The sequence below is a fragment of the Pseudomonas sp. ABC1 genome, from assembly GCF_013395055.1.
In the GTDB taxonomy this organism is placed as follows: Bacteria; Pseudomonadota; Gammaproteobacteria; order Pseudomonadales; family Pseudomonadaceae; genus Stutzerimonas.
The window spans coordinates 1163585-1187555 of sequence record NZ_CP058349.1; the positions used below are offsets into that span (position 1 = coordinate 1163585).

19 protein-coding genes are annotated in these 23971 nt (G+C 64.7%); 10 read left to right on the forward strand and 9 right to left on the reverse strand.

The window, feature by feature from the left end:
* Positions 1–14 precede the first annotated feature (14 nt).
* Positions 15–2159, reverse strand: coding sequence for an ATP-dependent DNA helicase DinG (dinG, locus tag HW090_RS05145; RefSeq protein WP_179112465.1), 2145 nt, complete (start codon positions 2157–2159; stop codon positions 15–17).
* A gap of 288 nt (positions 2160–2447) precedes the next feature.
* Here dinG and HW090_RS05150 point away from each other — a divergent pair, with 288 nt between their 5' ends.
* Complete coding sequence (locus HW090_RS05150; protein ID WP_179112466.1) at positions 2448–2936, forward strand: YchJ family protein; 489 nt, start codon at positions 2448–2450, stop codon at positions 2934–2936.
* Positions 2937–3001: 65 nt separating this feature from the next.
* Here the strand turns inward: HW090_RS05150 and fpr are convergent, their stop codons facing one another.
* Positions 3002–3781 (reverse strand): ferredoxin-NADP reductase, encoded by a 780-nt coding sequence (gene fpr, locus HW090_RS05155; protein WP_179112467.1) that lies wholly within the window; start codon positions 3779–3781, stop codon positions 3002–3004.
* A 122-nt stretch (positions 3782–3903) separates the two neighbouring features.
* On the opposite strand from fpr, the gene HW090_RS05160 reads away from it, so the two are divergent.
* Complete coding sequence (locus HW090_RS05160; RefSeq protein ID WP_179112468.1) at positions 3904–4830, forward strand: LysR family transcriptional regulator; 927 nt, start codon at positions 3904–3906, stop codon at positions 4828–4830.
* Between the two features lie 24 nt (positions 4831–4854).
* Here HW090_RS05160 and erdR read toward each other — a convergent pair whose 3' ends face one another.
* The gene (erdR, locus tag HW090_RS05165) at positions 4855–5502 is read right to left on the reverse strand and encodes a response regulator transcription factor ErdR (protein ID WP_179112469.1); all 648 of its coding nucleotides are present in this window, start codon (positions 5500–5502) and stop codon (positions 4855–4857) included.
* 246 nt (positions 5503–5748) lie between these two features.
* On the opposite strand from erdR, the gene HW090_RS05170 reads away from it, so the two are divergent.
* A complete protein-coding gene (locus HW090_RS05170) occupies positions 5749–6660 on the forward strand; it encodes a DMT family transporter (protein WP_179112470.1) in 912 nt (303 codons plus the stop codon).
* A gap of 28 nt (positions 6661–6688) precedes the next feature.
* Here the strand turns inward: HW090_RS05170 and HW090_RS05175 are convergent, their stop codons facing one another.
* Positions 6689–7396 carry a tRNA-uridine aminocarboxypropyltransferase gene (locus HW090_RS05175; protein WP_179112471.1) on the reverse strand — a complete coding sequence of 236 codons (708 nt, stop codon included), beginning with the start codon at positions 7394–7396 and terminating at the stop codon, positions 6689–6691.
* Positions 7397–7524: 128 nt separating this feature from the next.
* Between HW090_RS05175 and HW090_RS05180 the strand changes: the two genes are divergently transcribed.
* Positions 7525–7923, forward strand: coding sequence for a PA3611 family quorum-sensing-regulated virulence factor (locus tag HW090_RS05180; protein ID WP_179112472.1), 399 nt, complete (start codon positions 7525–7527; stop codon positions 7921–7923).
* A 139-nt stretch (positions 7924–8062) separates the two neighbouring features.
* On the opposite strand, the gene HW090_RS05185 is transcribed toward HW090_RS05180, so the two are convergent.
* On the reverse strand, positions 8063–10468 hold the full coding sequence (locus HW090_RS05185) for a xylulose 5-phosphate 3-epimerase (protein ID WP_179112473.1): 2406 nt from the start codon (positions 10466–10468) through the stop codon (positions 8063–8065).
* 125 nt (positions 10469–10593) lie between these two features.
* Here HW090_RS05185 and HW090_RS05190 point away from each other — a divergent pair, with 125 nt between their 5' ends.
* From HW090_RS05190 to HW090_RS05205, 4 genes are all read left to right on the forward strand, one after another.
* Entirely contained in the window at positions 10594–12003 is a 1410-nt protein-coding gene (locus HW090_RS05190; protein WP_179112474.1) for an MBL fold metallo-hydrolase RNA specificity domain-containing protein, read from the forward strand.
* Positions 12004–12215: 212 nt separating this feature from the next.
* Positions 12216–13286: a TIGR00730 family Rossman fold protein gene (locus HW090_RS05195; RefSeq protein ID WP_179112475.1), complete on the forward strand. Its 1071-nt coding sequence runs from the start codon at positions 12216–12218 to the stop codon at positions 13284–13286.
* A gap of 113 nt (positions 13287–13399) precedes the next feature.
* Positions 13400–14140 (forward strand): AraC family transcriptional regulator, encoded by a 741-nt coding sequence (locus HW090_RS05200; RefSeq protein ID WP_179112476.1) that lies wholly within the window; start codon positions 13400–13402, stop codon positions 14138–14140.
* Between the two features lie 74 nt (positions 14141–14214).
* A complete protein-coding gene (locus HW090_RS05205) occupies positions 14215–15147 on the forward strand; it encodes a DMT family transporter (protein WP_179112477.1) in 933 nt (310 codons plus the stop codon).
* Positions 15148–15288: 141 nt separating this feature from the next.
* On the opposite strand, the gene purL is transcribed toward HW090_RS05205, so the two are convergent.
* Positions 15289–19185, reverse strand: a complete 3897-nt coding sequence (gene purL / locus HW090_RS05210; protein ID WP_179112478.1) for a phosphoribosylformylglycinamidine synthase — start codon at positions 19183–19185, stop codon at positions 15289–15291.
* 218 nt (positions 19186–19403) lie between these two features.
* Here purL and HW090_RS05215 point away from each other — a divergent pair, with 218 nt between their 5' ends.
* The gene (locus HW090_RS05215) at positions 19404–20723 is read left to right on the forward strand and encodes a TAXI family TRAP transporter solute-binding subunit (protein ID WP_179112479.1); all 1320 of its coding nucleotides are present in this window, start codon (positions 19404–19406) and stop codon (positions 20721–20723) included.
* A 36-nt stretch (positions 20724–20759) separates the two neighbouring features.
* Here the strand turns inward: HW090_RS05215 and HW090_RS05220 are convergent, their stop codons facing one another.
* Together HW090_RS05220 and HW090_RS05225 are read right to left on the reverse strand one after the other, a co-directional pair.
* The gene (locus tag HW090_RS05220; protein ID WP_179112480.1) at positions 20760–21257 is read right to left on the reverse strand and encodes a DUF962 domain-containing protein; all 498 of its coding nucleotides are present in this window, start codon (positions 21255–21257) and stop codon (positions 20760–20762) included.
* An 89-nt stretch (positions 21258–21346) separates the two neighbouring features.
* Entirely contained in the window at positions 21347–22243 is an 897-nt protein-coding gene (locus HW090_RS05225; protein WP_179112481.1) for a LysR family transcriptional regulator ArgP, read from the reverse strand.
* An 89-nt stretch (positions 22244–22332) separates the two neighbouring features.
* Between HW090_RS05225 and HW090_RS05230 the strand changes: the two genes are divergently transcribed.
* A complete protein-coding gene (locus HW090_RS05230; protein WP_179112482.1) occupies positions 22333–22950 on the forward strand; it encodes a LysE/ArgO family amino acid transporter in 618 nt (205 codons plus the stop codon).
* 110 nt (positions 22951–23060) lie between these two features.
* Here the strand turns inward: HW090_RS05230 and HW090_RS05235 are convergent, their stop codons facing one another.
* Positions 23061–23591, reverse strand: a complete 531-nt coding sequence (locus HW090_RS05235) for a hypothetical protein (protein WP_179112483.1) — start codon at positions 23589–23591, stop codon at positions 23061–23063.
* Positions 23592–23971 lie beyond the last annotated feature (380 nt).

Genomic DNA, 23971 nt, shown 5'->3' on the forward strand with positions numbered 1-23971 from the left:
CAGTTCAATAAAGCCTATTCGATCTGCCGCCGGAACGGCGGCAGGGCATCGAGGATGGCCCGGCCATAGCGCTGGGTCACCACACGCCGATCGAGCAGGGTGATATCGCCACGGTCTTCTTCGGTCCGCAGCAAACGCCCGCAGGCCTGGACCAGACGCAAGGAGGCATCCGGTACGGCGATCTCCATGAAGGGATTACCGCCCCGCGCTTCGATCCATTCGGCCAGCGCCGCCTCGACCGGATCGTCCGGTACCGCGAAGGGAATCTTGGCGATCACCACATGCTCGCAGTAGGCACCCGGCAGGTCGACACCCTCGGCGAAACTGGCCAGCCCGAACAGCACGCTCGGCTCCCCGTCATCGACCCGCGCCTTGTGCTTGTTCAGGGTCTCCTGCTTGGACAGGTTGCCCTGGATCAGCACCCGCCGACGCCAATCGCGCTCCAGGCCATCGAAGACATCCTGCATCTGCTTGCGCGAGGAAAACAGCACCAGCGTCCCTCGCGCGCCCTCCACCAGGCGTGGCAGTTCACGGATGATAGCCGCCGTGTGCGCGGTGGCGTCCCGAGGATCGGCCTTGAGGTCCGGCACACGCAGTACGCCGGCCTCGGCATGCCGGAACGGGCTCGGCACCACCGCCGTGACCGCCGCCTTGGGCAGGCCGGCACGCATGCGAAAGCGGTCGAAGGTATTCAACGCCGTCAGCGTCGCCGAGGTCACCAGCGAGCCGTAGGCGACATTCCACAGATTGCGCCGGAGGGTTTCCGCCGCCAGGATCGGACTGGCGTTGACCTCGATATCGAACAGCGCCCCGCTGTCCGCCAGGGTCAGCCAGCGCGCCATCGGCGGACTGCCTTCCGGGTCTTCGCAGGTAAAGGCGCCCCACAGTTCCCAGTTACCCTGGGAGCGGGTCAGCAGACTGCCGAACAACGGATACCATTCCTCGGCCTGGTGGCTGGCGATACCGCCGCCCGCCTCGCCGTCCATCGCTTCCTTGAGCAGTTCGGCCAGTCGGGTGAACAGGTCGGTAAGTTTGCCGAAGCCTTTCTTCAATTCGATGCCCAGCTCGATCAGATGCTCCGGCACCACCCCGCCGATGAAGCGATGCCGTGGGCGCTCGCGCCCATCCATGTCCTCGCCAGCCTTGAAGTCGGCCAGTTGTTCGCAGGCACTGAACATGAATTGCACCTGGGTCCGCAAATCCCTGGCCAGCTCGGGCAAGCCTTCCACCAACCGGCCGAAGTCCCCTGGCAACGGGTTCTGCGCCAGCAGCTTGGTCATGTTCTTCTCGATCTGCGCCAGCCAGTCGGCTGTCGAACGCAAGCGCGTGAAGTGGGCAAAATGGCCGATGGCCTTGTCCGGCAGGTGATGCCCTTCGTCGAAGACATAAAGGGTGTCACGCGGGTCCGGCAACACCGCACCGCCGCCCAGGGCCAGGTCAGCCAGGACCATGTCGTGGTTGGTGACGATCACATCGACCTTGGTCATGCCCTCGCGCGCCTTGTAGAACGCGCACTGCTGGAAATTGGGGCAATGCCGGCCGGTGCACTGGCTGTGGTCGGTGGTCAGGCGCGCCCAGTCGGTATCCTCGAGCTCCTGTGGCCAACTGTCCCGGTCGCCATCCCAGCGATTGCCGGCCAGCTTCTCGATCATGCTGCCGAACAGCTTCTGGCTGCGCTCGTCGACGTCGATGCGAAAGCCTTCTTCCTCGAACAATTGCGCCGTGGCACTTTGCGCCTGGCCTTCCTGGGACAGGATGTCCAGCTTGGACAGACACAGGTAACGACCGCGCCCCTTGGCCAGGGCGAAACTGAAGTTAAGGCCGCTGTTGCGCATCAGGTCCGGCAGGTCCTTGTGCACGATCTGCTCTTGCAGGGCCACGGTTGCCGTCGCGATCACCAGGCGTTTACCGGCCATCTTCGCCGTGGGAATCGCCGCCAGGCTGTAGGCGACCGTCTTGCCAGTACCGGTCCCCGCCTCGACCGCCACCACCGCAGGCTCACCGTCACGCCGTCCCTCGTCGTCATGCTTGATCGCGCCCAACACCTTGGCCACCTCGGCGATCATCAGGCGCTGGCCATAGCGCGGCTTGAGGCCCTTGGCCTCGAGGAAACGGCTGTAGGCGCCCTGGATCTGGGACTTGAGTTCGGGACTGAGCATGAACGAAAGACTGTATGTATCTTCAGTAGTACGGCGGGCCGCTATGATACCCCGCACAGCCCGAAGCGCCAGCGAAGATTGCCGGATGCGCCGGGCAAGCCCATGAAGATCACTCTACCTTTACCCCCTTTCCCGCCTGCGGGAGAGGGCTGGGGAGAGGGAGAAATGCTTCATGCGATGGCCCCGGCCGGACGCCCCGGCCAAACACCCAGCAGGTAGACTGCACACCTCCCCGTTATCGTATCGACGGTAAAGCTCCACCCCCGCCGTCCCCCGCAAGAGGCTCATATGGAAAATGCCATCCCGACCTATCCAGGCACCTGCCCCTGTGGCAGCGGCGACCGACTGGCGGAGTGCTGCGGTCGCTATCACACCGGGCACCCCGCACCAGCTCCCGAGCAGCTCATGCGCTCGCGCTACAGCGCCTATGTGCTGGGGCTGATCGACTATCTGCATGCGACGACGCTGCCGAGCCAGCAGGCACGCATCGATCTGGATGCCATCAGACAATGGAGCCAGGAAAGCACCTGGCTGGGGCTGGAGGTCGAAGAATGCCGGCTGCTCGGCGCACAACCGGAGCATGCACACGTCAGCTTTACCGCGCGCTGGCATGACATGGCCGGCAATCACGCCCACCACGAGCGCTCGACCTTCGTGCAGCGCAACGGGCGCTGGTACTTCATCGACCCGACCGTGCCACTGCCGGCAGGCCGCAACGATCCCTGCCCATGTGGCAGCGGAGCGAAGTTCAAGAAATGCTGCGCACCCTACCTGTAAACCGCAGCCAATAAAAAGGCCGGGAGATTCGCATCTCCCGGCCCTTCGACACGCTCCGCCAAGACTTACTTCTCGACGAAAGCCCGCTCGATCAGGTAATCGCCCGGCTCGCGCATGCGCGGGGAAACCTTCAGGCCGAAGCTGTCCAGCACTTCGCTGGTTTCATCCAGCATGCTCGGGCTACCGCAGATCATCGCGCGGTCGTCCTGCGGATTGATCGGCGGCAGGCCGATGTCGCTGAACAGCTTGCCACTGCGCATCAGGTCGGTCAGACGACCCTGGTTGCGGAACGGCTCGCGGGTAACGGTCGGGTAGTAGATCAGCTTTTCCTTCACCGCTTCGCCGAAGAATTCGTTCTGCGGCAGGACCTGGGTGATGAAGTTCTCGTAGGCCACTTCATTCACGTAGCGTACGCCGTGTACCAGGATCACTTTCTCGAAGCGCTCGTAGGTTTCCGGGTCCTGGATCACACTCATGAACGGCGCCAGGCCAGTGCCGGTGCTGAGCAGGTAGAGGTGCTTGCCAGGAGTCAGGTCATCGAGGACCAGCGTGCCGGTAGGCTTCTTGCTGATGATGATCTCGTCGCCTTCCTTCAGGTGCTGCAGCTGCGAAGTCAGCGGGCCGTCCGGCACCTTGATGCTGAAGAACTCGAGGTTCTCTTCCCAGTTCGGGCTGGCGATGGAGTAGGCGCGCATCAACGGGCGACCGTTGGGCTGTTGCAGGCCGATCATGACGAACTGGCCGTTCTCGAAGCGCAGTCCCGGGTCGCGGGTACACTTGAAGCTGAACAGCGTGTCGTTCCAGTGATGGACGCTGAGCACGCGCTCGACATTCATGTTGCTCATGTCTTGAAGTTTCCTCGTTGCAGATCCGCGCCGTTCGGTTGGCACTATTGCGCGGTAGTTTATAGACGCAGAGAATATCCGTTAAGTAAATATTAAAGATATAGGTTATCGGTTATATAGATATGCACTTTACCTTGAGGCAATTACAGGTTTTCGCCGCCGTGGCACGCCAGGAAAGCGTATCGAAAGCCGCCGAATACCTCTCCCTCTCCCAGTCGGCCACCAGTTCGTCGCTCGCCGAGCTGGAGCGCCAATCGGCCTGCCAGTTGTTCGATCGGATGGGCAAGCGCCTGTGCCTGAATCCTCTGGGCCGGCAACTGCTGCCCCAGGTCATGGCCCTGCTCGACCAGGCCCGCGCCATCGAAGACCTGCTCGATGGCAAGAGCGGCTTCGGCTCACTGGAGGTCGGCGCGACGCTGACGGTCGGCAATTACCTGGCCACCCTGCTGATCGGCAATTTCATGCAGAGCCACCCTGGCTGCAAGGTCGCCCTGCACGTCCACAACACGGCGCAGATTGTCCACCAGGTGGCGCATCATGAACTTGATCTGGGTCTTATAGAAGGTGCCTGCCAGCATCCAGACGTCGAGGTCATGCCCTGGGTGGAGGATGAACTGGTGGTGTTCTGTACGCCCCGTCACCCGCTGGCCAAGCGCGGCCAAGTGTCCCTGGAAGAACTCTGCCAGGAGACGTGGATTCTGCGTGAGCAAGGCTCGGGCACCCGCCTGACCTTCGACCAGGCCATGCGCCACCGTCCGGGGAAGCTCAATGTCCGCCTGGAACTGGAACATACCGAGGCCATCAAGCGCGCCGTCGAGTCTGGCATCGGTATCGGCTGCATCTCCAGGCTGGCACTGCGCGACGAGTTCCGTAACGGCAGCCTGGTCGCGCTGGAAACGCCCGAACTCGACCTGAGCCGGCGCTTCTACTTCATCTGGCATTCGCTGAAGTACCAGACCGCCGCCATGCGCGAATTCATCGAGCAGTGCCTGAACCTGACAGCGGGAGTACGTCGCAGCGATGAGATCGTGCTGCCGCCCATCGTCTGAGAACGGCAGAAAGGAAGGGGCCGATCAGCTCGGGATCGAGCCCATCTGTTGCAGCAGCAGCGCGGCCTGGGTGCGGGTGCGGACGCCCAGCTTGCGGAAGATCGCCGTCACGTGGGCCTTGATGGTGGCTTCGGAAACGCTCAGCTCGTAGGCGATCTGCTTGTTCAACAGGCCATCGCAGACCATCGTCAGCACGCGGAACTGCTGCGGCGTCAGGCTGGCCAGACCTTCGCTGGCGGCCTTGGCCTCATCGCTCAGGTGAGCGACTTCCTGGACATTGCTCGGCCACCAGACGTCGCCGTCGAGGACCGCACGGACGGCTTCCTGAATGGTTTCCAGGGGGCTCGACTTGGGAATGAAGCCACTGGCACCGAACTCGCGCGAGCGCGCGACGACAGCCGGGTCTTCCAGTGCGGAGACCATGACCACCGGCAGGTGCGGGTATTGCCCGCGCAGCAGCACCAGGCCGGAAAAACCGTAGGCGCCTGGCATGTTCAGGTCCAGCAGCACCAGATCCCAGGACGCGCCCTGGTCCAGCAGGGCTTCCAGTTCAGCGATGCTGGCCGCTTCGACCAGACGGACATTGTCACCCAGCCCCATGGTGAGCGCCTGTTGCAAGGCGCTGCGGAACAAGGGGTGGTCGTCGGCGATGATAATTTCGTAAGCAGCCATTGGCAGACCTTTATTTTTTTAGGTGTCTCGACACGATCTTCGGATCGTTGTCGGCACCATGCCGGCAGAAGTGGGTATGTCACTGGCGCGAGTATGTACTGACGCGCCTCGCACTGCCAACGGTCAGCGCGCGAGCCGCTGACATGGGTCAATCGAGCCGAACAAGGATGCCCAGCCCGGAATAAGTGGTCAAGTCTCGTGCTTTATTGCAAAGTTCGCGCTTTTCCCGCGACGAGCCACCGATAGATGCGCAACCTGAGCCTACGCGCCGATATTCTGATGCTGATCACCGCGATGATCTGGGGTACGGCCTTCGTCGCCCAGCGCATCGGCATGGACAACCTCGGCCCCTTCATGTTCACCGGCCTGCGCTTCGCCCTCGGCGCCCTGGTCCTGCTGCCATTGCTACTGCGCCAGCGCCACCAGGCGCAAGCACACGCGCCCCTGCTCAACCGGGGTTTGCTGTTCGGGGGTGTCGCCATGGGCCTGGCGCTGACGCTCGGCATCAACCTGCAACAGGTCGGCCTGCTGTTCACCTCGGTCACCAACTCCGGCTTCATCACCGGCCTGTATGTGGTCGTGGTGCCGATCCTCGGTATCTTCATCGGCCAGCGCACCGGGCTGGGCACCTGGCTTGGAGCGCTCCTGGCCGTTGGCGGCATGGCGCTGCTGAGTATCGGGGAAGGCTTCACCGTGGCTTCGGGTGACTGGATCCAGTTGGCGGGAGCTTTTGTCTGGGGTATCCACGTCCTGTTGGTCAGCTTCTTCGTCAGCCGCTACGACGCCATCCGCCTGGCCTTCCTGCAATTCGCCACCTGCGCCGTGGTCAGCCTGCTGCTGGGACTCTTGCTGGAGCAGACCACCCTGGAGAATATCCGCCTGGCGGCACCGGCCCTGCTCTATGGCGGGCTGTTCGCGGTCGGTGTCGGCTACACGTTGCAAGTGGTCGCGCAGAAGCATGCAATTGCCTCGCATGCCGCCATCATCCTGTCGCTGGAAGCCGTTTTCGCAGCCATCGCCGGCGCCCTGTTCCTGGATGAAAGCCTGCACCTGCGCGGCTACCTGGGCTGCGTGCTGATGCTCGCCGGGATGCTGATCGCCCAGTTGTGGCCCATCAAGCCACAGGCCAAGGTGGGCACGAGCCTGCAACAGCCGTAAGCGGGACGGGCCCCAAAGGTTGCCGCGCTCAGTCGCGCTCGAGGGCGCGATGCGCCGCGTTGGTGATATCCGGCGAGAAGTGTCGCTTGGCACCGAGGTAATGCTCGGTGAATACGTCCAGCCAATTGTCGAGCACCTGTGCAGCTCGCGCCTCCCCGACCAACTCCAGGCACAGGGCCGCGACCTCCGCCGTGCACAGGTGCTCACCACGGGTCGAACGGCGCAGGCGGTAGCGCGAAAGGCTTTCAGGCTGCAACGACAGCACCGGGAAACCATCCAGGTAAGGGCTCTTGCGGAACATCTTGCGGGCTTCGGTCCAGGTCGCGTCCAACAGGATGAACAACGGCCGCTTGCCTTCTGGCGTGTCGACCCTGTCCACCACCCGCTCCGGCGCGGCGTACTCCGCCGGGAACACCACGACGGGTTGCCATTGCGGGTCTGCCAGCAATTCGAGCAATCGCGGATCGACTTCGGTACGCGACCAGATAAAGGCATGGCTGCTGGCGACCACATCCGCGATCAGCCAGCCGGTGTTGGTCGGCTTGAGTGATTCGACGTCATACATCAACAGGCATACGCCCGCCTCGGCCCCAGGCTCGGGCTGCCAGGCGCAGGCACAATGACTGGGCACGATCCGGCAGCGTGGACAACGCTCGGCCCGCGAACCACGGGCAACGAATGGCTTCAGGCTACGCGCGAGTCGCTCCTCGCGCAGCCGGGCGACGGCATGGGGCATGCTGGACAACACCGGATCAGGGGGCGCGCAGTCTACCGCCTGGTCTATCCTCATGCACGACTGAACAGACGCCGACTGCTCCGGTCGAACCCCTTGCAGTCCTCAAACAGCTTTCCGGGAGATCACTGATGTACCGTCTTGCCACCTTGCTCGCCCTCACCCTCGCCATTCCAGCCGTGCATGCGGCATCCCTGAAGGAGCAGAAACTGGACGAGCTACTTACCAAGGTCGCACGCGAAAGCAGCGTCGGCACGCCTCGCGCCATCAATGCCGACATCCTCGACCAGGGCTACAGCGTGGACAAACACGAACTGGTCAACCACCTCAGCGTACAGCCCAGCCATGCCGCGCAGATGCGCAGCAACCCGGACGACGTGCGCAAGCAGCTCGGCGCCAGCGTCTGCAACAACGCGGGCCTGCGCGAACTGCTGTCACAAGGCGCGGTGCTGCGTTTCGAATTCAGCGAATACAAGACCGAGAAGCGCATCGCCACCGAGCGCTACAACGCCAAGGATTGCGGGATCTAAGCACCGATCCACGCTCTTTACGGCATCCCTACCCTTATACCGATTGCCAAGCCTATGTAGGGTGCGCCATGCGCACCGGCGTCTAGAAGCCGGTGCGCAGACGCGCTGCCTCGAAAGATAGTGAACAGGTTCTACAGCGCTACCTGAGCACCGCCGGGTCACCCTTGCCCGCCACGGCGGCGGCTTCTTCCGGCGTCAGCAGCGCGGTGCGTGGCACGTTGCGCAGACGCGCACAGGCCGCCAGGACATTGGCCCAGCACGCACGGTTGGCGAACTGCATGGCGGTTTCGTCGAGCGTACCGCCACGGTTGCGATAACCCAGCACCGACGACTTGCGCGCATCCGGCAGGATGGTCCACAGGTGCCCACGCGCCACTTCCGGACGCATGTGCGTCAGCAGGATGCGCGTCTCCATGCGCTCGGGGAACAGTCGCGAAACCAGCGCATTGCCCGCCAGTGCCGCGTCCTCCCAACGGTCACGCGGTGCACGGAAACGTCCCGGCTCCTGCAGATAGACCAGTCGATAGGCGCACTCGGCCTCTTCCAGGCGCTTCGCCGCACGCAACATCTCGCTCAACTGGTAGCTGCCGTTGGCGATCAGCAACACCGGCTCCTCGCCGTCATGCTCGCTGACCAGGATCGCGCCATCGCGCGCCAGTTGCTCGGACTGCTCACGGCTGAAGAATGCCGGGCGCTCGCGCTTGGGGATGACCATGCAGGCCAGCTCGCCGCGGGCACTGTAGATGGAGGGCAGCAGCGCCAGGGTGCTGTTGTGGTCCGCCGGGAACAACACGCGCACGGTGTCGCTCATCTCCCCCAGCAAGGCCTCGCAGAAAGTGGTGTCCTGGTGCGACTGCTGGTTCTTGCCGTTCTCCCAGGTATGGGAGGTGGCGATCAACGGCCAGCCGAGCCAGCCTGCGGGGCGACCCGCTTCTTTCTGCTGACGGGAGAAGATGATGCTCTGGCGCACTGCACCGAGCATCTTCACGCAAAAGGCTTCATAGCTGGCGACCAGGTTCAGACCACCCTGGTTGGCCAGGCAGGCCGAGACCACGGCCTCTTCGTTCAGCGCGGTGATGATGCGCCCATCCACGGCCTCCAGATCGCTCTCGGGGTCGGTGACACGGTGCTTGAGCGCCTTGAGCACACCGCCCAGGCGGTTGCTGGCCAGTTCATCCGGGTTGCCCACGCGTGCGCGCAGGTCGGGGTTGGCCTGGGTCAGGTCGACGAAGAAGCGGTCCACCGCGGACATAGGCGAGCAGGCGTCGGCGCGGTAGTGCAGGTCGGGAAGGTGCGGAGAATGCGGTCGGCGCACTGCCATGGCGTTGTCACGCTCCAGCGGACGCCCCTCGCGACTGCCCTCGATCAGTTCGAGGGCATGGGCCAGCACGTCCTGCGGGACGAACAGACGGGCAGCATGTTCATTGAACAGCGCGCGTGCAGCCGCATCGCTGTGCGGGTTGCCCGGTAGCGGCAGGTTGTGCGCTGCATTGCTGCCCGCGCCATAGAAACCGAAGCCCTTGACCGTCTCGGCGATACCATAGGGAATCGGCAGCGGGTAATTCAGGATGCCCCGCTCGCGCTCCTCGACCCGCCGCGCCAGCCGGTGCTCCATCTCCCAGAGGGTGCAGACGAATGCCGCCGGGTCGCGCCCGTCGAAGGTGATGGGGTCGAAACCGCATTGCGACAAATGCTGGCGGAAGCCTTCGAGGCCTTCCAGTGTCCCGAGCTGGGTACGCTGCTCGATGCGCCGGCCATTGGCGATCATCACCGGCAGTGCAGCGCCGCAGTCTTCGGCGCGCCACCAGCGTGGAATCCAGTCGCTGCCGCGCTGCTCTTCGGCGGCGCCGTCCGAGAGGAAGGCCACCAGTGTTTCACCGGGCAGCGGCACGTGCGCGTATTGCAGTTCCGCGAAGCCCAGGTAGCCACCCTCGATGATGCCGCCGGCGGTATGCGCATTGACGTGGCTGCCCAGCGGGTCGAGGGGGCTGCCGTCGCTGGCCTGGCGATAGCCGTAGAAATCGCTCAGCAGACGGTTCAGGCCCTGCTCGCCATTGCCATAGGCTTCGGCCTGTTCGGGGTGCAGGTTGCCCAACAGCACGTTGAGGGCGTCGATGGCCGCCACGCAATGGCCCTGGCCCATCAGCCAGCCACGGGTCTTGCCGGTCAGCGCATTCAACCCCAGGTAACCGGCGTAGGCCGGCACCATGTTCAGGGCACCACCGGTGTGCCCTTCGGGATTGACCTTGAAGTCGTCGGCCTCCAGCGGCGCGCCGTCCAGTTTCAGGCGCCGTGCGTAGGTCATGTGCGCCACCAGCCAGAGCCCGGCGCTGGCCAGGCGGTCGATGGCCTGCAGGCTGCGGTAGACGGCCGCGACATCCGGTTGCAGCCCGGCCTGCACCAGTTGGTGCGCCAGGCGGTAGGCCGCCGCCTGGGTTTCCGGTGCATGCTCGAACGGACCATAACCGGCGCGCCAGGTGGCGAACTCCACCTGTGCGCTGGCATGTTGGTCCAGCTCGGCAAGGCTGGGCAGTAGCTGACTCATGGTTCACTCCATTGGCTGACTGGTTGCGTTCTAGTCTAGGTAGCGCGTACGGTTCCATCGCTGATATGCATCAAGACTCCAGCACGCGTATGCAGCCACCATCGTAGTACAGACAGGAACGTATTATGGCTTTGCTCAGCTTCCTTGGCGCCATCCAACAGGTAACAGGCTCTTGCTATCTCATTGAAACCCATGGAGGCGCCAAGGTGCTTCTGGAGTGCGGCATGCACCAGGGGCGCCGCCAGGAGGAGGAAGGCAACCGGACGCCTTTCGCCTTCGACCCACGCACCCTCGACGCCGTGGTGCTGTCCCACGCCCACATCGACCACAGCGGCCTGCTGCCGAAACTGGTGGCCGCCGGCTACAAGGGCCCGGTGCACATGACCGAAGCCACCGGCGAACTGCTGGAGTTGATGCTCATGGACGCGGCCAATATCCAGGAGAAGGACGCCGAGTGGGAAAGCAAATGGCGCGCCCGCCAGGGCAAGCCGGCGGTGCAGCCGCTCTACACCCGCGCCGACACCGAACGCATGCTCGGCCAGCGTACGACACACGCCTATGAGCAGACCGTCGAGGTCGCCACTGGCGTGAACGTGACCTTCTTCGACGCCGGGCACATTCTCGGCTCGGCCATCGTGCAACTGGATATCGAGGACTTCGGCCAGACACGCCGCGTGGTGTTCTCCGGCGACCTCGGCAATGCCACCGCGCCGCTGATGAAAGGCCCGAGCATCCTGCGCCAGGCCGACATGGTGCTGATGGAGTCGACCTACGGCGACCGCGATCACCGCGACCACCAGGCCACCCTGGACGAACTCGAGGACATCCTGCAGCAAGCCCACCGCGACGGCGGCAACGTGCTGATGCCGTCCTTTGCCGTGGGGCGCACCCAGGACCTGATCTTCTACCTCGGCCTGCTCTACCAGAAAGGCCGGCTGCCGCAGCAGGCGGTGTTCCTCGACAGCCCCATGGCGATCGGCGCCAACAAGGTCTACGCACGCTTCCAGGACCAGTTGGACCAGAGCGGCGTGGAGGCCATCGGCGACTTCGACAAGGGCCGCCGGCGCATCGAGAAATGGCTGCCGATCCTGAAGAACACCCAGACGGCGGAAGAATCGATGACCATCAACCGCTTCAAGAGCGGCGCGATCATCATCGCCGGCAGTGGCATGTGCAACGGCGGGCGCATCCTTCACCACTTCAAGCACAACCTGTGGCGCAAGGAGTGTCACCTGGTGATCCCCGGCTTCCAGGCCAAGGGCACCCTCGGGCGCACCATCGTCGACGGCGCCAAGACCGTGAAACTGCTGCACCAGCGCATCGCGGTCAACGCCAAGGTGCATACCCTCGGCGGCTTCTCCGCCCACGCCGGCCAGTCGCAGTTGGTCGACTGGATCAGCCATTTCGAACCACGCCCGGAGCTGTACCTGGTGCATGGCGAGCTGGAGAAGATGCGGACCCTGCAGCAGGTATTGCAGGAGCGACTGGGCCTGCAGGCCAATATTCCAGAACCCGGAGATCGCGTCGCGATCTGAGAACCCGTTCACGATCTCGCGAGCTAGAGCCATGCAAGGCAAAAACAGGCGAAAAAGCGCAGTTTACAGGTGGTAAATGAGCATTTTGAGCCTGTTTTTAACGCAGCAGGGCCGACGCGCAGCAGATCGTGAACAGGTTCTGAGAACCCGTTCACGGATAGCCGCAGGGTGTGCCCGTACACCCTGCGCCCAGGCACAGATGGAGACTTCACATGCCGTTCCAAGCGGATGATTACCTTTCCCGCCACGTCAAGACCAACGCCGTCGACCTGTCCAGCCGGCTCGACGAACTCATCGGCCTGGCGGTGCCCAACAACAGCCCCAACCAGTCGCTCTACCGCGAAATGCTGGCCACGGTGATGCACATGGCCCAGGCCGACCGCAGCCGCTGGGACGCCAAGATCATGCTGCAGACCATGCGCGAGATGGAGCGTGCCTTCAGCCGCCTGGAGCAGTTCAAGCGCCGCCGCAAGGTCACCGTATTCGGCTCCGCACGCACACCGTTCGAACACCCGCTGTATGCCATGGCGCGGGAGCTGGGCCAGACCCTGGCGCGCTACGACCTGATGGTGATCACCGGCGCCGGCGGCGGCATCATGGCGGCCGCCCACGAAGGCGCCGGGCTGGACAACAGCCTGGGGCTGAACATCACCCTGCCCTTCGAACAGCACGCCAACGCCACAGTAGGCGGCACCGACAACCTGCTATCGTTCCACTTCTTCTTCGTGCGCAAGCTGTTCTTCATCAAGGAAGCCGACGCGCTGGTGCTGTTCCCCGGCGGCTTCGGCACCCTGGACGAAGCACTGGAAGTACTGACCCTGATCCAGACCGGCAAGAGCCCGCTGGTGCCCATCGTGCTACTGGACGAACCGGGTGGAAGCTACTGGCAGGACGCACTGAAATTCATGGAGCAGCAGTTGGTGGACAACCGCTACGTCCTACCCACCGACATGCGCCTGATGCGCCGGGTGGACAACGTCGAGGATGCCACGCGGGAAATCGCCGATTTCTATCGCAACTTCCACTCCAGCCGACGCGTGAAGCAGAGCTTCGTCATCCGCATGAACCACCCGTTGAATCCCCAGGCCCTCGAACACCTGCATGAACACTTCGCAGACCTGTGCCTGCGTGGCGGCTTCGAGCAGCGCACCTGCGAAGAGTCGGAGCTGGACGAGCCGGAACTCGAATGCATGCCGCGCCTGAGCTTCGCCTTCAACGGCCGCGATCACGGACGCCTGCGCGAACTGACCGACTACATCAATCAACCCGAGAACTGGGCCTGACGGGTAACACACACCCAGCCGCTGGTGCGCCCCTGCTTGCGCGCCAGCGGAGGGCCATGAAGAATGCCGCAGTAGACACTCACCAAGCGCTTCCCTCGACGGATGGCACCAGGATGCAGGACACCGCCCCCACCACCATCGACCTCGCGATCCGCAGCTATGGCCGCGACAGCCATGCCCATAGCCATGCGTTCGCACAACTCGTACTGCCGCTGAGCGGCTCGCTCGAGATCGATATCGAAGGCCAGGGCGCACGCCTCGACCGGATGCGGGCCGCCTGCGTGCCCGCGGGTTTGCGCCATGCCCAGGAAAGCCAGTACGCCAATCGCTCGCTCATCGTCGATGTACCGGTGCAGGGCCTCGATGCCCAAGCCCGGGAGCGGCTGTCGGCGCGCGGCTTCCTGCCCGTCACACCTGCGGCAGCCCACCTGATCGGCTATATGTCCGCCGCCCTGGCCAACGACTCGGCCACCCGGCGCACGGACTTGTGGACACCCTTGCTGCTCGATGCACTCTTCGAAACGCCCGCACGCCCGGCATCCCGCCTGGCCTCCCTGCTCGCCCAGGCCGAGGCCGCGCCATTCGGCTGGAGCGTGGCCGACATGGCTGTCCGCGCGGGCATGAGCACGAGCCGCCTGCATGCCCTGTTTCGCCAGGAACTGGACACCACGCCCCATGCCTGGCTGAGCGAACGCCGGCTGGAATGTGTCTGCCAGTGGCTCCTCGGCAGCGACCTGCCCATCGCGGAAATCGCCTATCGCGCCGGCTTCTCCGACCAAAGCGCACTGACCCGCGCCCTGCGCAAGCACTGCGGTATGACACCCGCTCAATACCGCCGACAGGCAAGACACTAAGCCCGAAAAACGAGAGTTTTTGACAAGACACTTCACGGCACAGGCCCTATCGTCGCGGTTTGACAGGGGGAAACATGCCGAATCGATCGAATATTCCCGCCGGTGTCCTCTGCGGCGCCGGGGCCGGTGCGCTCTGGGGGCTGGTCTTCCTCGCCCCGGAACTGGTCAGGGACTTCAGCCCGCTCTACCTCGCGATAGGCCGCTACCTGTTCTTCGGGCTGATCGCCTTCGCACTGCTCGCACCCAGGCTGCGCAAGGTCCTGCCGGGCGTCAGCCGCCGGGAGTGGCTTGCAATAGCGGGACTGGCGCTTATCGGCAACATCCTCTACTACGTCCTGCTGGGCGCTGCCGTGCAACTGGCCGGTATCGCCATCACCTCGCTGGTGATCGGCTTCCTGCCGGTGGCCGTGATGATCATCGGCAGCCGCGACGCCAATGCCCTGCCACTGCAAAAACTCAAGGTGCCACTGGCACTCTGTGGTGCCGGTGCCCTGTGCATCGGCTGGCAGGCCCTGGCACTGCCCGCCTCAGGCTCGCTCGGGCGACAAGTGCTCGGCCTGGGCTGCGCCCTCGGCGCGCTGGTGTCCTGGACCTGGTTCGCCGTCGCCAACAGCCGCTGCCTGGTCAGGCTGCACCATATAACACCGCACGACTGGAACCTGCTGACCGGCCTGGTGACCGGAGGCCTGACCCTCGCGCTGATCCCCCTGGCCGCGCTCACACACGACTCAGCCCATGAGCTGGACGCCTGGGCCAGGCTGATCGGCGTGGCGGCAGGCCTGGCCTTTCTCGCCTCGATCGTCGGCAACGCCTTGTGGAATCGCATGAGCCGGCTGCTGCCGCTGACCCTCACCGGGCAGATGATCCTGTTCGAAACCCTGTTCGCCCTGATCTACGGCTTCGCCTGGGAACAGCGGCTGCCCACGCTGACGGAAGCGGCCGCCTTCCTGCTCGTCTCCCTGAGCGTCATCTCGTGCGTCGCGATCCATCGGCGACCCACCGCGTAGGGTGCGCCATGCGCGCCGGGGGAGCGATAGCCGTCGTTCAGGTGCGCATGGCGCACCATAGGGTCGATGGCCCGTCGAAACAAAAGAGCCCGGGCATCGAGATGCACCGGGCTCTTTGTCGTTCGCGCTAGAAGCCGAGGATCAGTCGACCCACACCCGCGCATTGCGGAACATGCGCATCCAGCCGCCGTCCTCTTCCCAGCCATCCGGACGCCAGGAGTTGGTGACGGCGCGGAACACCCGCTCCGGGTGCGGCATCATGATGGTGACGCGGCCGTCGCGGTTGGTCAGGCCGGTGATACCACGCGGCGAACCGTTGGGGTTGGCCGGGTAGCGCTCGGTGACCTTGCCGTGGTTGTCCACGTAGCGCAGCGCCACGCTGCCGGACAGGTCGGCCTGCAGCAAGGCTTCCTCGCTGCCGAACTCGGCATGCCCTTCGCCGTGGGCGATGGCGATCGGCAGGCGCGAGCCGGCCATGCCCTGTAGGAAGATCGACGCCGACTCCTGCACCTGCACCATCGCCACCCGCGCTTCGAACTGCTCGGAGCGGTTGCGCACGAAGTGCGGCCAGTTTTCCGTGCCGGGGATCAGTTCGTGCAGGTTGGACAGCATCTGGCAACCGTTGCACACGCCCAGGGCGAAGCTGTCGCGGCGCTCGAAAAAGGCGATGAAGGCTTCACGGGCACGGGCGTTGAACAGGATCGACTTGGCCCAGCCTTCGCCAGCGCCCAGCACGTCGCCATAGGAGAAGCCGCCACAGGCGACCAGCCCCTTGAACTGCTCCAGGCTGACGCGGCCAGCGAGGATATCGCTCATGTGCACGTCGACTGCGGCGAAACCGGCACGGTCGAAGGCCGCCGCCATTTCCACCTGGCCGTTGACGCCCTGCTCGCGCAGGACCGCCACGCGCGGACGCTCGCCACGCTTGATATAAGGCGCGGCGATGTCCTCGCTGACCTCGAAGGTGAGCCTGGCGTGCAAGCCTGGATTGTCCTCTTCCAGCAGCCCGTCGAACTCCTGCTCGGCGCATTCGGCGTTGTCGCGCAGGCGCTGGATGCGGTAGCTGGTCTCGGCCCACTGGCGCTGCAACTGGTTGCGCTCGGCACGGAACACCGGCTCGCCCAGGTAGCTGATGGAGACTTCGGCGCTGTTCAACGGCTGGCCGATGACCGACACGCAGTCACCCAGGCCGGCGGCGCTGAACTGGCCGAGGATCACTTCGGTGTCGCCCTGGCGCACCTGGATCACCGCGCCCAGCTCTTCGTTGAACAGCAGCGAGGCAATCTCCTGCGGCGTATCGACCAGGCAGTCGAGGCTCAGGTCGAGGCCGCAGTGGCCGGCGAAAGCCATTTCCAGCGCAGTGGTCAGCAGGCCACCATCGGAACGGTCATGGTAGGCCAGCAACAGGCCGTCGGCATTCAGGCCCTGGATCACCGCGAAGAACGCTTGCAGGTCCTCGGCATCGTCCACGTCGGGCACCTGGCGACCGATCTTGCCGTAGACCTGGGCCAGGATCGAGCCGCCCATGCGGTTCTGGCCGCGTCCCAGATCGATCAGGATCAGGTCGGTCTCGCCCTTGTCCAGGCGCAGTTGCGGGGTCAGGGTCTGGCGGATGTCAGTGACTGGCGCGAAGCCGGAAACCACCAGCGACAGCGGCGAAGTCACGCTCTTCTCGCCCTCGCCTTCGTTCCAGCGGGTCTTCATCGACATCGAGTCCTTGCCCACCGGAATGGTGATGCCCAGCGCCGGGCACAGCTCCATGCCGACCGCACGCACTGTGTCGTACAACCGAGCATCCTCGCCCGGATGACCGGCGGCGGCCATCCAGTTGGCGGACAGCTTGATGTCGGAAATCTTGCCGATACGCGCGGCGACCAGGTTGGTCAGCGTCTCGCCAATGGCCATGCGTCCGGAAGCCGGGGCGTCCAGCAGCGCCAGCGGCGTGCGTTCGCCCATGGCCATGGCTTCGCCGGTGTTGACGTCGAAGCTGGCGGCGGTGACGGCCACGTCGGCCACCGGTACCTGCCAGGGGCCGACCATCTGGTCGCGTGCCACATGGCCGGTGATGCTGCGGTCGCCAATGGTGATCAGGAAGCTCTTGCTGGCCACCGCCGGGTGGTTGAGCACGCGGCCGACGGCTTCGCCCAGGTCGACGGCGGTCGCATCGAAGTCATCGCCCAGCGCCTCTTCACGGCTGGCCGAACGGTGCATGCGCGGCGCCTTGCCCAGCAGCACGTTGAGCGGCATGTCCACCGGCTTGTTGCCGAAGTGCTCGTCGCTGACGGTCAGGTGCGCTTCCTCGGTGGCCTCGCCGACCACCGCGAACGGGCAACGCTCGCGCTCGCAGATCGCGGCAAAGTGCTCCAGGTCGGCGGCGTCCACCGACAGCACGTAGCGTTCCTGGGACTCGTTGCACCAGATTTCCAGCGGCGCCATGCCCGGCTCGTCGTTGGGCACCTTGCGCAGTTCGAAGCGACCGCCACGACCGGCATCGTTGACCAGTTCCGGGAAGGCGTTGGACAGACCGCCAGCACCCACGTCGTGGATGAACTTGATCGGGTTGTTCTCGCCCAGTTGCCAGCAGCGGTCGATGACCTCCTGGCAGCGGCGCTCCATCTCCGGGTTGTCGCGTTGCACCGAGGCGAAATCCAGGTCGGCGGAGCTGGTGCCGGTGGCCATCGAAGACGCCGCGCCGCCCCCCAGGCCGATCAGCATGGCCGGGCCACCGAGCACGATCAGCTTGCCGCCGACGGAAATCTCGCCCTTCTGCACATGGTCTTCACGGATATTGCCAAGGCCGCCGGCGAGCATGATCGGCTTGTGGTAGCCGCGCACTTCCTCGCCACGCGGGGTGGCGATGGTCTGCTCGAAGGTGCGGAAGTAGCCGGTCAGCGCCGGACGACCGAATTCGTTGTTGAACGCCGCGCCGCCCAGCGGGCCTTCGATCATGATGTCCAGCGCGGTGACGATGCGCTCGGGCTTGCCGTAGGGCACTTCCCAGGGCTGCTGGAAACCGGGGATGTTCAGGTTGGACACGGTGAAACCGGTCAGGCCCGCCTTGGGCTTGGAACCACGGCCGGTCGCGCCCTCGTCGCGGATTTCGCCACCGGAGCCGGTGGAGGCGCCAGGGAACGGTGCGATGGCGGTCGGGTGGTTGTGGGTTTCCACCTTCATCAGGATATGCACGGGCTGCGGGTTGGCCGCGTACTCGCGGCTCTCGCCATCGGGGTAGAAGCGCCCGGCCTGATTGCCGACGATCACCGCGGCGTTGTCCTTGTAGGCCGACAGCACGCCCTCGCGGTGCAGCTCATAGGTGTTCTTGATCATGCCGAACAGCGACTTGTCCTGGCTCTCGCCGTCGATGTCCCAACTGGCATTGAAGATCTTGTGGCGGCAGTGCTCGGAGTTGGCCTGGGCGAACATCATCAGTTCGATGTCGTGGGGGTTGCGCGCCAGGTCGGTGAAGCTCTTCACCAGGTAGTCGATCTCATCCTCGGCCAGCGCCAGCCCCAGCTCGACGTTGGCCTTCTCCAGCGCCGCGCGCCCGCCACCCAGCACATCGACTGCGGTCAGTGGCTTGGGTTGCGCATGGCTGAACAGATGCTGCGCATCCTCGAAGCGCTCCAGCACGGCCTGGGTCATACGGTCGTGCAGCAGTGCCGCGACGTCCTGCACGTCGGCCTCGCTCAGCTCACCGTCGATGTAATAGGCGATGCCCCGCTCGATACGACTGATCGTGCTCAGGCCACAGTTATGCACGATGTCGCTGGCCTTGCTCGACCACGGCGAGATGGTGCCGAAACGCGGCACCACCAGCAGCAGGCGACCCGTCGGCTCCTGCACCGGCACCTTCGGGCCATACTTCAGCAACCGGGACAATACCTCTTGTTCATCAGCCCCCAGCACGCCATCGACTTCGGCGAAGTGGGCGAACTCGGCATACAGGCCACGCACGGCTGCGACCTTTTCGGTCAACTGGGCCAGCAACTTGCCATGACGGAAGGCGGAAAGAGCGGGGGTACCGCGCAGGATCAACATCGTCTGAACAGCCTCGGAGGGGGAGGATTGAGGGCGCGTATTCTAGCCCATAGCGGCGCCTCCCGCACCGGCAAAAGCGCCCCCCGCCCGAGCAGCCCTGCCGCCCGTCCGACCCTGCCCGCTCCAGAGCCCGTGGCACACGCAAAACGGCGGCGCCATTCGGCCATTGCCGGAGATTGGAGTTATCCTCCGACCACCCCCATCGACAAGGAAGCCCCATGCGCCGTCTTCTCAATGACCTGAAGATCATGCTGCTGGCCAATTTCTGGCTGATCCCGGTAATCGCACTGCTGGTGGGCGCGCTGTTCTATTTCGTCGCGCCGCCCCCACCGATGCACGCGAAGATGGCCACTGGCGCGGCCACCGGCGGCTACCACGCATTCGCCGAGCGCCTGCGCGACGAACTGGCCAAGGAAGGCTTCACGCTGGAGCTGGTGGAAAGCCGGGGGTCGCTGGACAACCTCGGCAAGCTGCTCGCCGGTGACGTCGGCCTGGCACTGGTGCAGAGCGGGCAGGAACTGACCCTGAGCGAACGGCAGCGCGGCGATCTGTTCGGCCTCGGCGTGATGTACCGCGAGCCGGTATGGCTGTTCGTGCGCACGCCAGTAACGTTCCAGCGCCTGAGCGACCTGGCCGACCTGCGCCTGGCCATCGGCAGCGATGGCAGCGGCACCCAGGCGGTGATCGGCGCCCTGCTCGCTGCCAACCGAATCGAAGAAGGCGCCTATCCCGAGAACTGGCAGCGCATCGGCGGCAGCCGCGCCGCCAATGCCTTGATCGCGGGTGAGCTGGATGCCGCCTTCTTCCTCGGCCCGGCGGAAAACGCACTGATCCAGCGCCTCGCAGCAGAACCCGAGCTGCGCCTGGAAAGCCTCAACCGCACCCGCGCCTACCTCGCCCGCCTGCCCTACCTGAGCGCGATGGAGGTCGGCGAAGGCATGCTGAACATGCCCATGGACACACCGGCGAAGGACATCGTCACCCTCGGCCCGGTAGCGACCCTGGTGGCCAACGAAGACTTCCACTCATCGCTGACACCGCTGATCCTCGAAGCCGCGCGCAAGGTGCTGGAGAACGGCAGCCTGCTCGACCCGCCGGACAGCTACCCGGCCGCCCCACCCCGTTCTCTGCAGACCCTCGACGAGGCCGAGTACTACTACAACAAAGGCCTGCCGATCCTGCAGCGCTACCTGCCCTTCCGCATCGCCTCGCTGGCCGACCGCTACATCATCCTGGCGATTCCCCTGCTGGTGTTGCTGTTTCCGCTGTTCAAGGCCATAGGCCCGCTCTACCAGTGGCGTATCCGGGCCCGCATCTACCGCTGGTACAAGCACCTGCGCGAGATCGACCTGCAACTCTACAAGGGTGAATGGCCCGATGACCTCGACGCCGAGATCGAACGCCTGGAACAACTGGAAAGCGAGATGGGCCGGATCGAGGTGCCGCTGTCCTACTCCAACGAGCTGTACCAGTTGCACGTCCACCTGCGCTATATGATCGAACGGCTGCGCACCGCGCAAAAACGCCGGCAGGCGTGAGTGTCGCAGTCGCAGTCGCAGCCGTTGCCGGGCCGCTCACTCAGGCTGCAAGCGCTGCTCGATCCGGGCCTGGACATCCTTGCGCAGGCCCAGCAGGAAGCCGGCCTCGGCGACGACGAACAACGGACCGATGATCAGCCCGACCAGGTCGTCGACGAAGGCCGGCTTGCGGCCTTCGTAATAGTGGCCGACGAACTGGAACACCCAACCCACCACGAACAGACCAAGGCCAATCGCCGACCATGCCATGGTCGTCCAGGTCGCGATCACCGCCGCCAACGTCACGCACAGTGCCAGCAGGGCAGTCATGACCAGGCCATAGCGCGTATCCAGCCGCAGGTAATAGAGCGACACCCAGGCAGCCAGTAGCAGAGCCGGCGACAGGGTGACCCCGGCAACGACGAAGGCTGGCCGCGACAGCAGGATGCTGACCGCCAGCACGATCAGCGGGATGCCGATGAAGTGGGTGAGGATATTTCGACGATCACGGTGATAAGCCGCATATTGGCTGAGCTTTTCCACAAGTTCGCGCATGGGACTCTCCTTCTTATTGTCGTTCGTTGTCATGCGAGCGCCCCTCAGCATCGTCCTGGGCGGGGGCTTTGTCCAATCCTAGGAGGGCCTCAGGCCTGCTCGGGCACCAGCCATTTCCCCGCCGTACGCGCCAGGTGCCGGGTCAACTGCCCCAGCAGCTCACCGCCATTGCGCCAGTGGTGCCAATAGAGCGGCACATCGATCGGCACGCCGGGCAGTAGCTCGACCAGCCGCCCGCTGGCCAGTTCCTCGCGCACCTGCAACTCGGGCACCATGCCCCAGCCCAGATCGCTCAGCAGCAGCTTGACGAAGCCCTCGGACGACGGACACAGGTGGAAGTTGAACCCCTCGTTGATCCCCACCGACGCCAGGTAACGGTGCTGCAGGTAATCATCCGGCCCGAACACGATCGCCGGCGCGCGCGTCAGTTCGCCTGCCGTCACGCCCGCCTTGAAATGCCGTGCGAGAAAGGCCGGGCTGGCCAGCGCCAGATAGCGCATGGAGCCGAGAAAGGTACTGCGCGCCCCGGCCAGCGGTCGTTCGGCGGCGCACACACAAGCCGCTACGTCCCCTGCGCGCATGCGCTTGAGTCCCACGGCCTGGTCCTCGACCACGTGGTCCAGCAAGACCTGATGATCGGCGCAGAACAGCGCCACAGCCTCACCCCACCAGGTCGCCAGGCTGTCGGCGTTCAGGGCGATACGCAGCCGTTCCGGCTGGCGGTTCTCGTCCAGCCCCGGCACCTGGCCCTGCAAGTCGCGCTCGAGCAGGCGCACCTGTTGCACATGGTTGAGCAGGCGCCGCCCGATCTCCGTCGCCTGCGGCGGCACCTCGCGCAGCAGCACCGGCTGCCCGACCCGCGCCTCCAGCAACTTGATACGCTGGGACACCGCCGACTGCGAGAGCCCCAGCACCTGGGCTGCGCGCTCGAAACCGCCCTGTTCGATCACCGCGACCAGGGCGGTAAGCAGCTTGTAGTCGAACATCAGTTTTCCTAATGATGCATCAGCAAAATTGCTTTTTCTTATACGACAAGACACACCAGACTGCCATCCTTCGAAACGGCAGGCGCATCATGGAAAGCATCTGGCAGAGCTATATCAACGGGTTACTGGTCACCATCGGGCTGATCATGGCAATTGGCGCGCAGAACGCCTTCGTCCTCGCGCAGAGCCTGCGCCGCGAGCACCATATCCCAGTCGCGGCCCTCTGCGTGGTCTGCGATTTCCTGTTGATCAGCCTCGGCGTCTTCGGCCTGGCCAGGCTGCTCACGGAAAGCCCGCTGCTGATGGAGATCGCCCGCTGGGGCGGCGCGGCGTTCCTCATCTGGTACGGCGTGCAAGCCCTGCAACGCAGCCTGCGCCCACAGGCGCTGCACAGCGCAGAGGCCCGCCACAGGCCGCTGGGCAAGGTGCTGCTCGCCACCCTGGCGGTCACCCTGCTCAACCCCCACGTCTATCTCGACACGGTCTTGCTGATCGGCTCCCTCGGCGCCCAACAGCCCGAACCCGGCGCCTACACCGCAGGGGCCGCCAGCGCCTCGCTGGGCTGGTTCGCCCTGCTCGCCCTGGGCGGCGCCTGGCTGGCCCCCTGGCTGGCGCGGCCTCTTACCTGGCGCCTGATCGATCTCGGGGTGGCGCTGATGATGTTCGCCATCGCGGCTCAGTTGATCCTGGGCAAAAGCATGCTTTGAAAGCGGGCGGTGCGCTCTCGACCCGGGTTCGTTTTGATAGAGATTTTCCGCCCAGATGCACGCGGCGCACCCTACCGGGGCTTACAGAAGATCGGCGCACCGCCACGCCCTCAAGAACCGTTATCCAGTCCGTTGGCACGGCGCTGCGCAGCGATTTCGTCGAGGTTGGTGCGAATATAGTCCGCCAGCCCGCGCAGCCCCTGACGGATCTCCTCCAGCTCGGAGGCATGACGCGCCTTCGGCGTCGTGGGGTTCGGATGGGCTTCATCCCAGGCCAGGGCCTGTTCGATGGCTGCGATCCATTGCTGCGGCTTACCGCCGGCCCATTCGTTGATGGTCTGCCCCAGCGTGGCATTCAGCGCATCCATTACCGCCGGCTCGCCATCGGCCGGCAGGCCCGGATTGGCCAGCAGGTGGTAACGAAAGCGCAACTGGCCGATATAGAACCAGACGACCGCCTCGTCCCGCCGCCCCTCTTCGAACAGCTTTCTGGCATGCATATACAGGGTGCTGGGGTGGGCCTGCGCCAGCTCTACCTGGACGGCTTCGGGGGTGGCGATCATGTTCGTATGACTCGGGGTGGTGGCATGGCTGAGCGATGACAGCAGGCAAAACGCGACTGCCGCTAACAGGCGATGCATGGAGGACTCCGTTATCCGGCTTATACCGGGAACCAGTGGTGGAATGACAATTCAAGGGAACGTCGCGGCGCACATCTTCTCACGTCTCACCTCCACGGATGCCTGCCAAGAACGCCAGCAGCAGCCGAAAGCGCTACCCGACACGTTGAAAGGCACGCCCCCTGAGACCACACCCCCTGCGCGTGTTATTGCCGCAGACTGGGTGCTATGATCCCCCGGTCGCGGGCCATCAGCCCGCAACCGGCCGACCGTGACGGCCAGAGATTGAGTAAACCGCGCAGCCAAACGACGGGAAAAGGCGAAACGACCCTGCCTGCAACGCCGCACATAGACGGCCCCAGGCGTGTCCAACATGCCGGAGCGGACAGGTATCCGTTTCA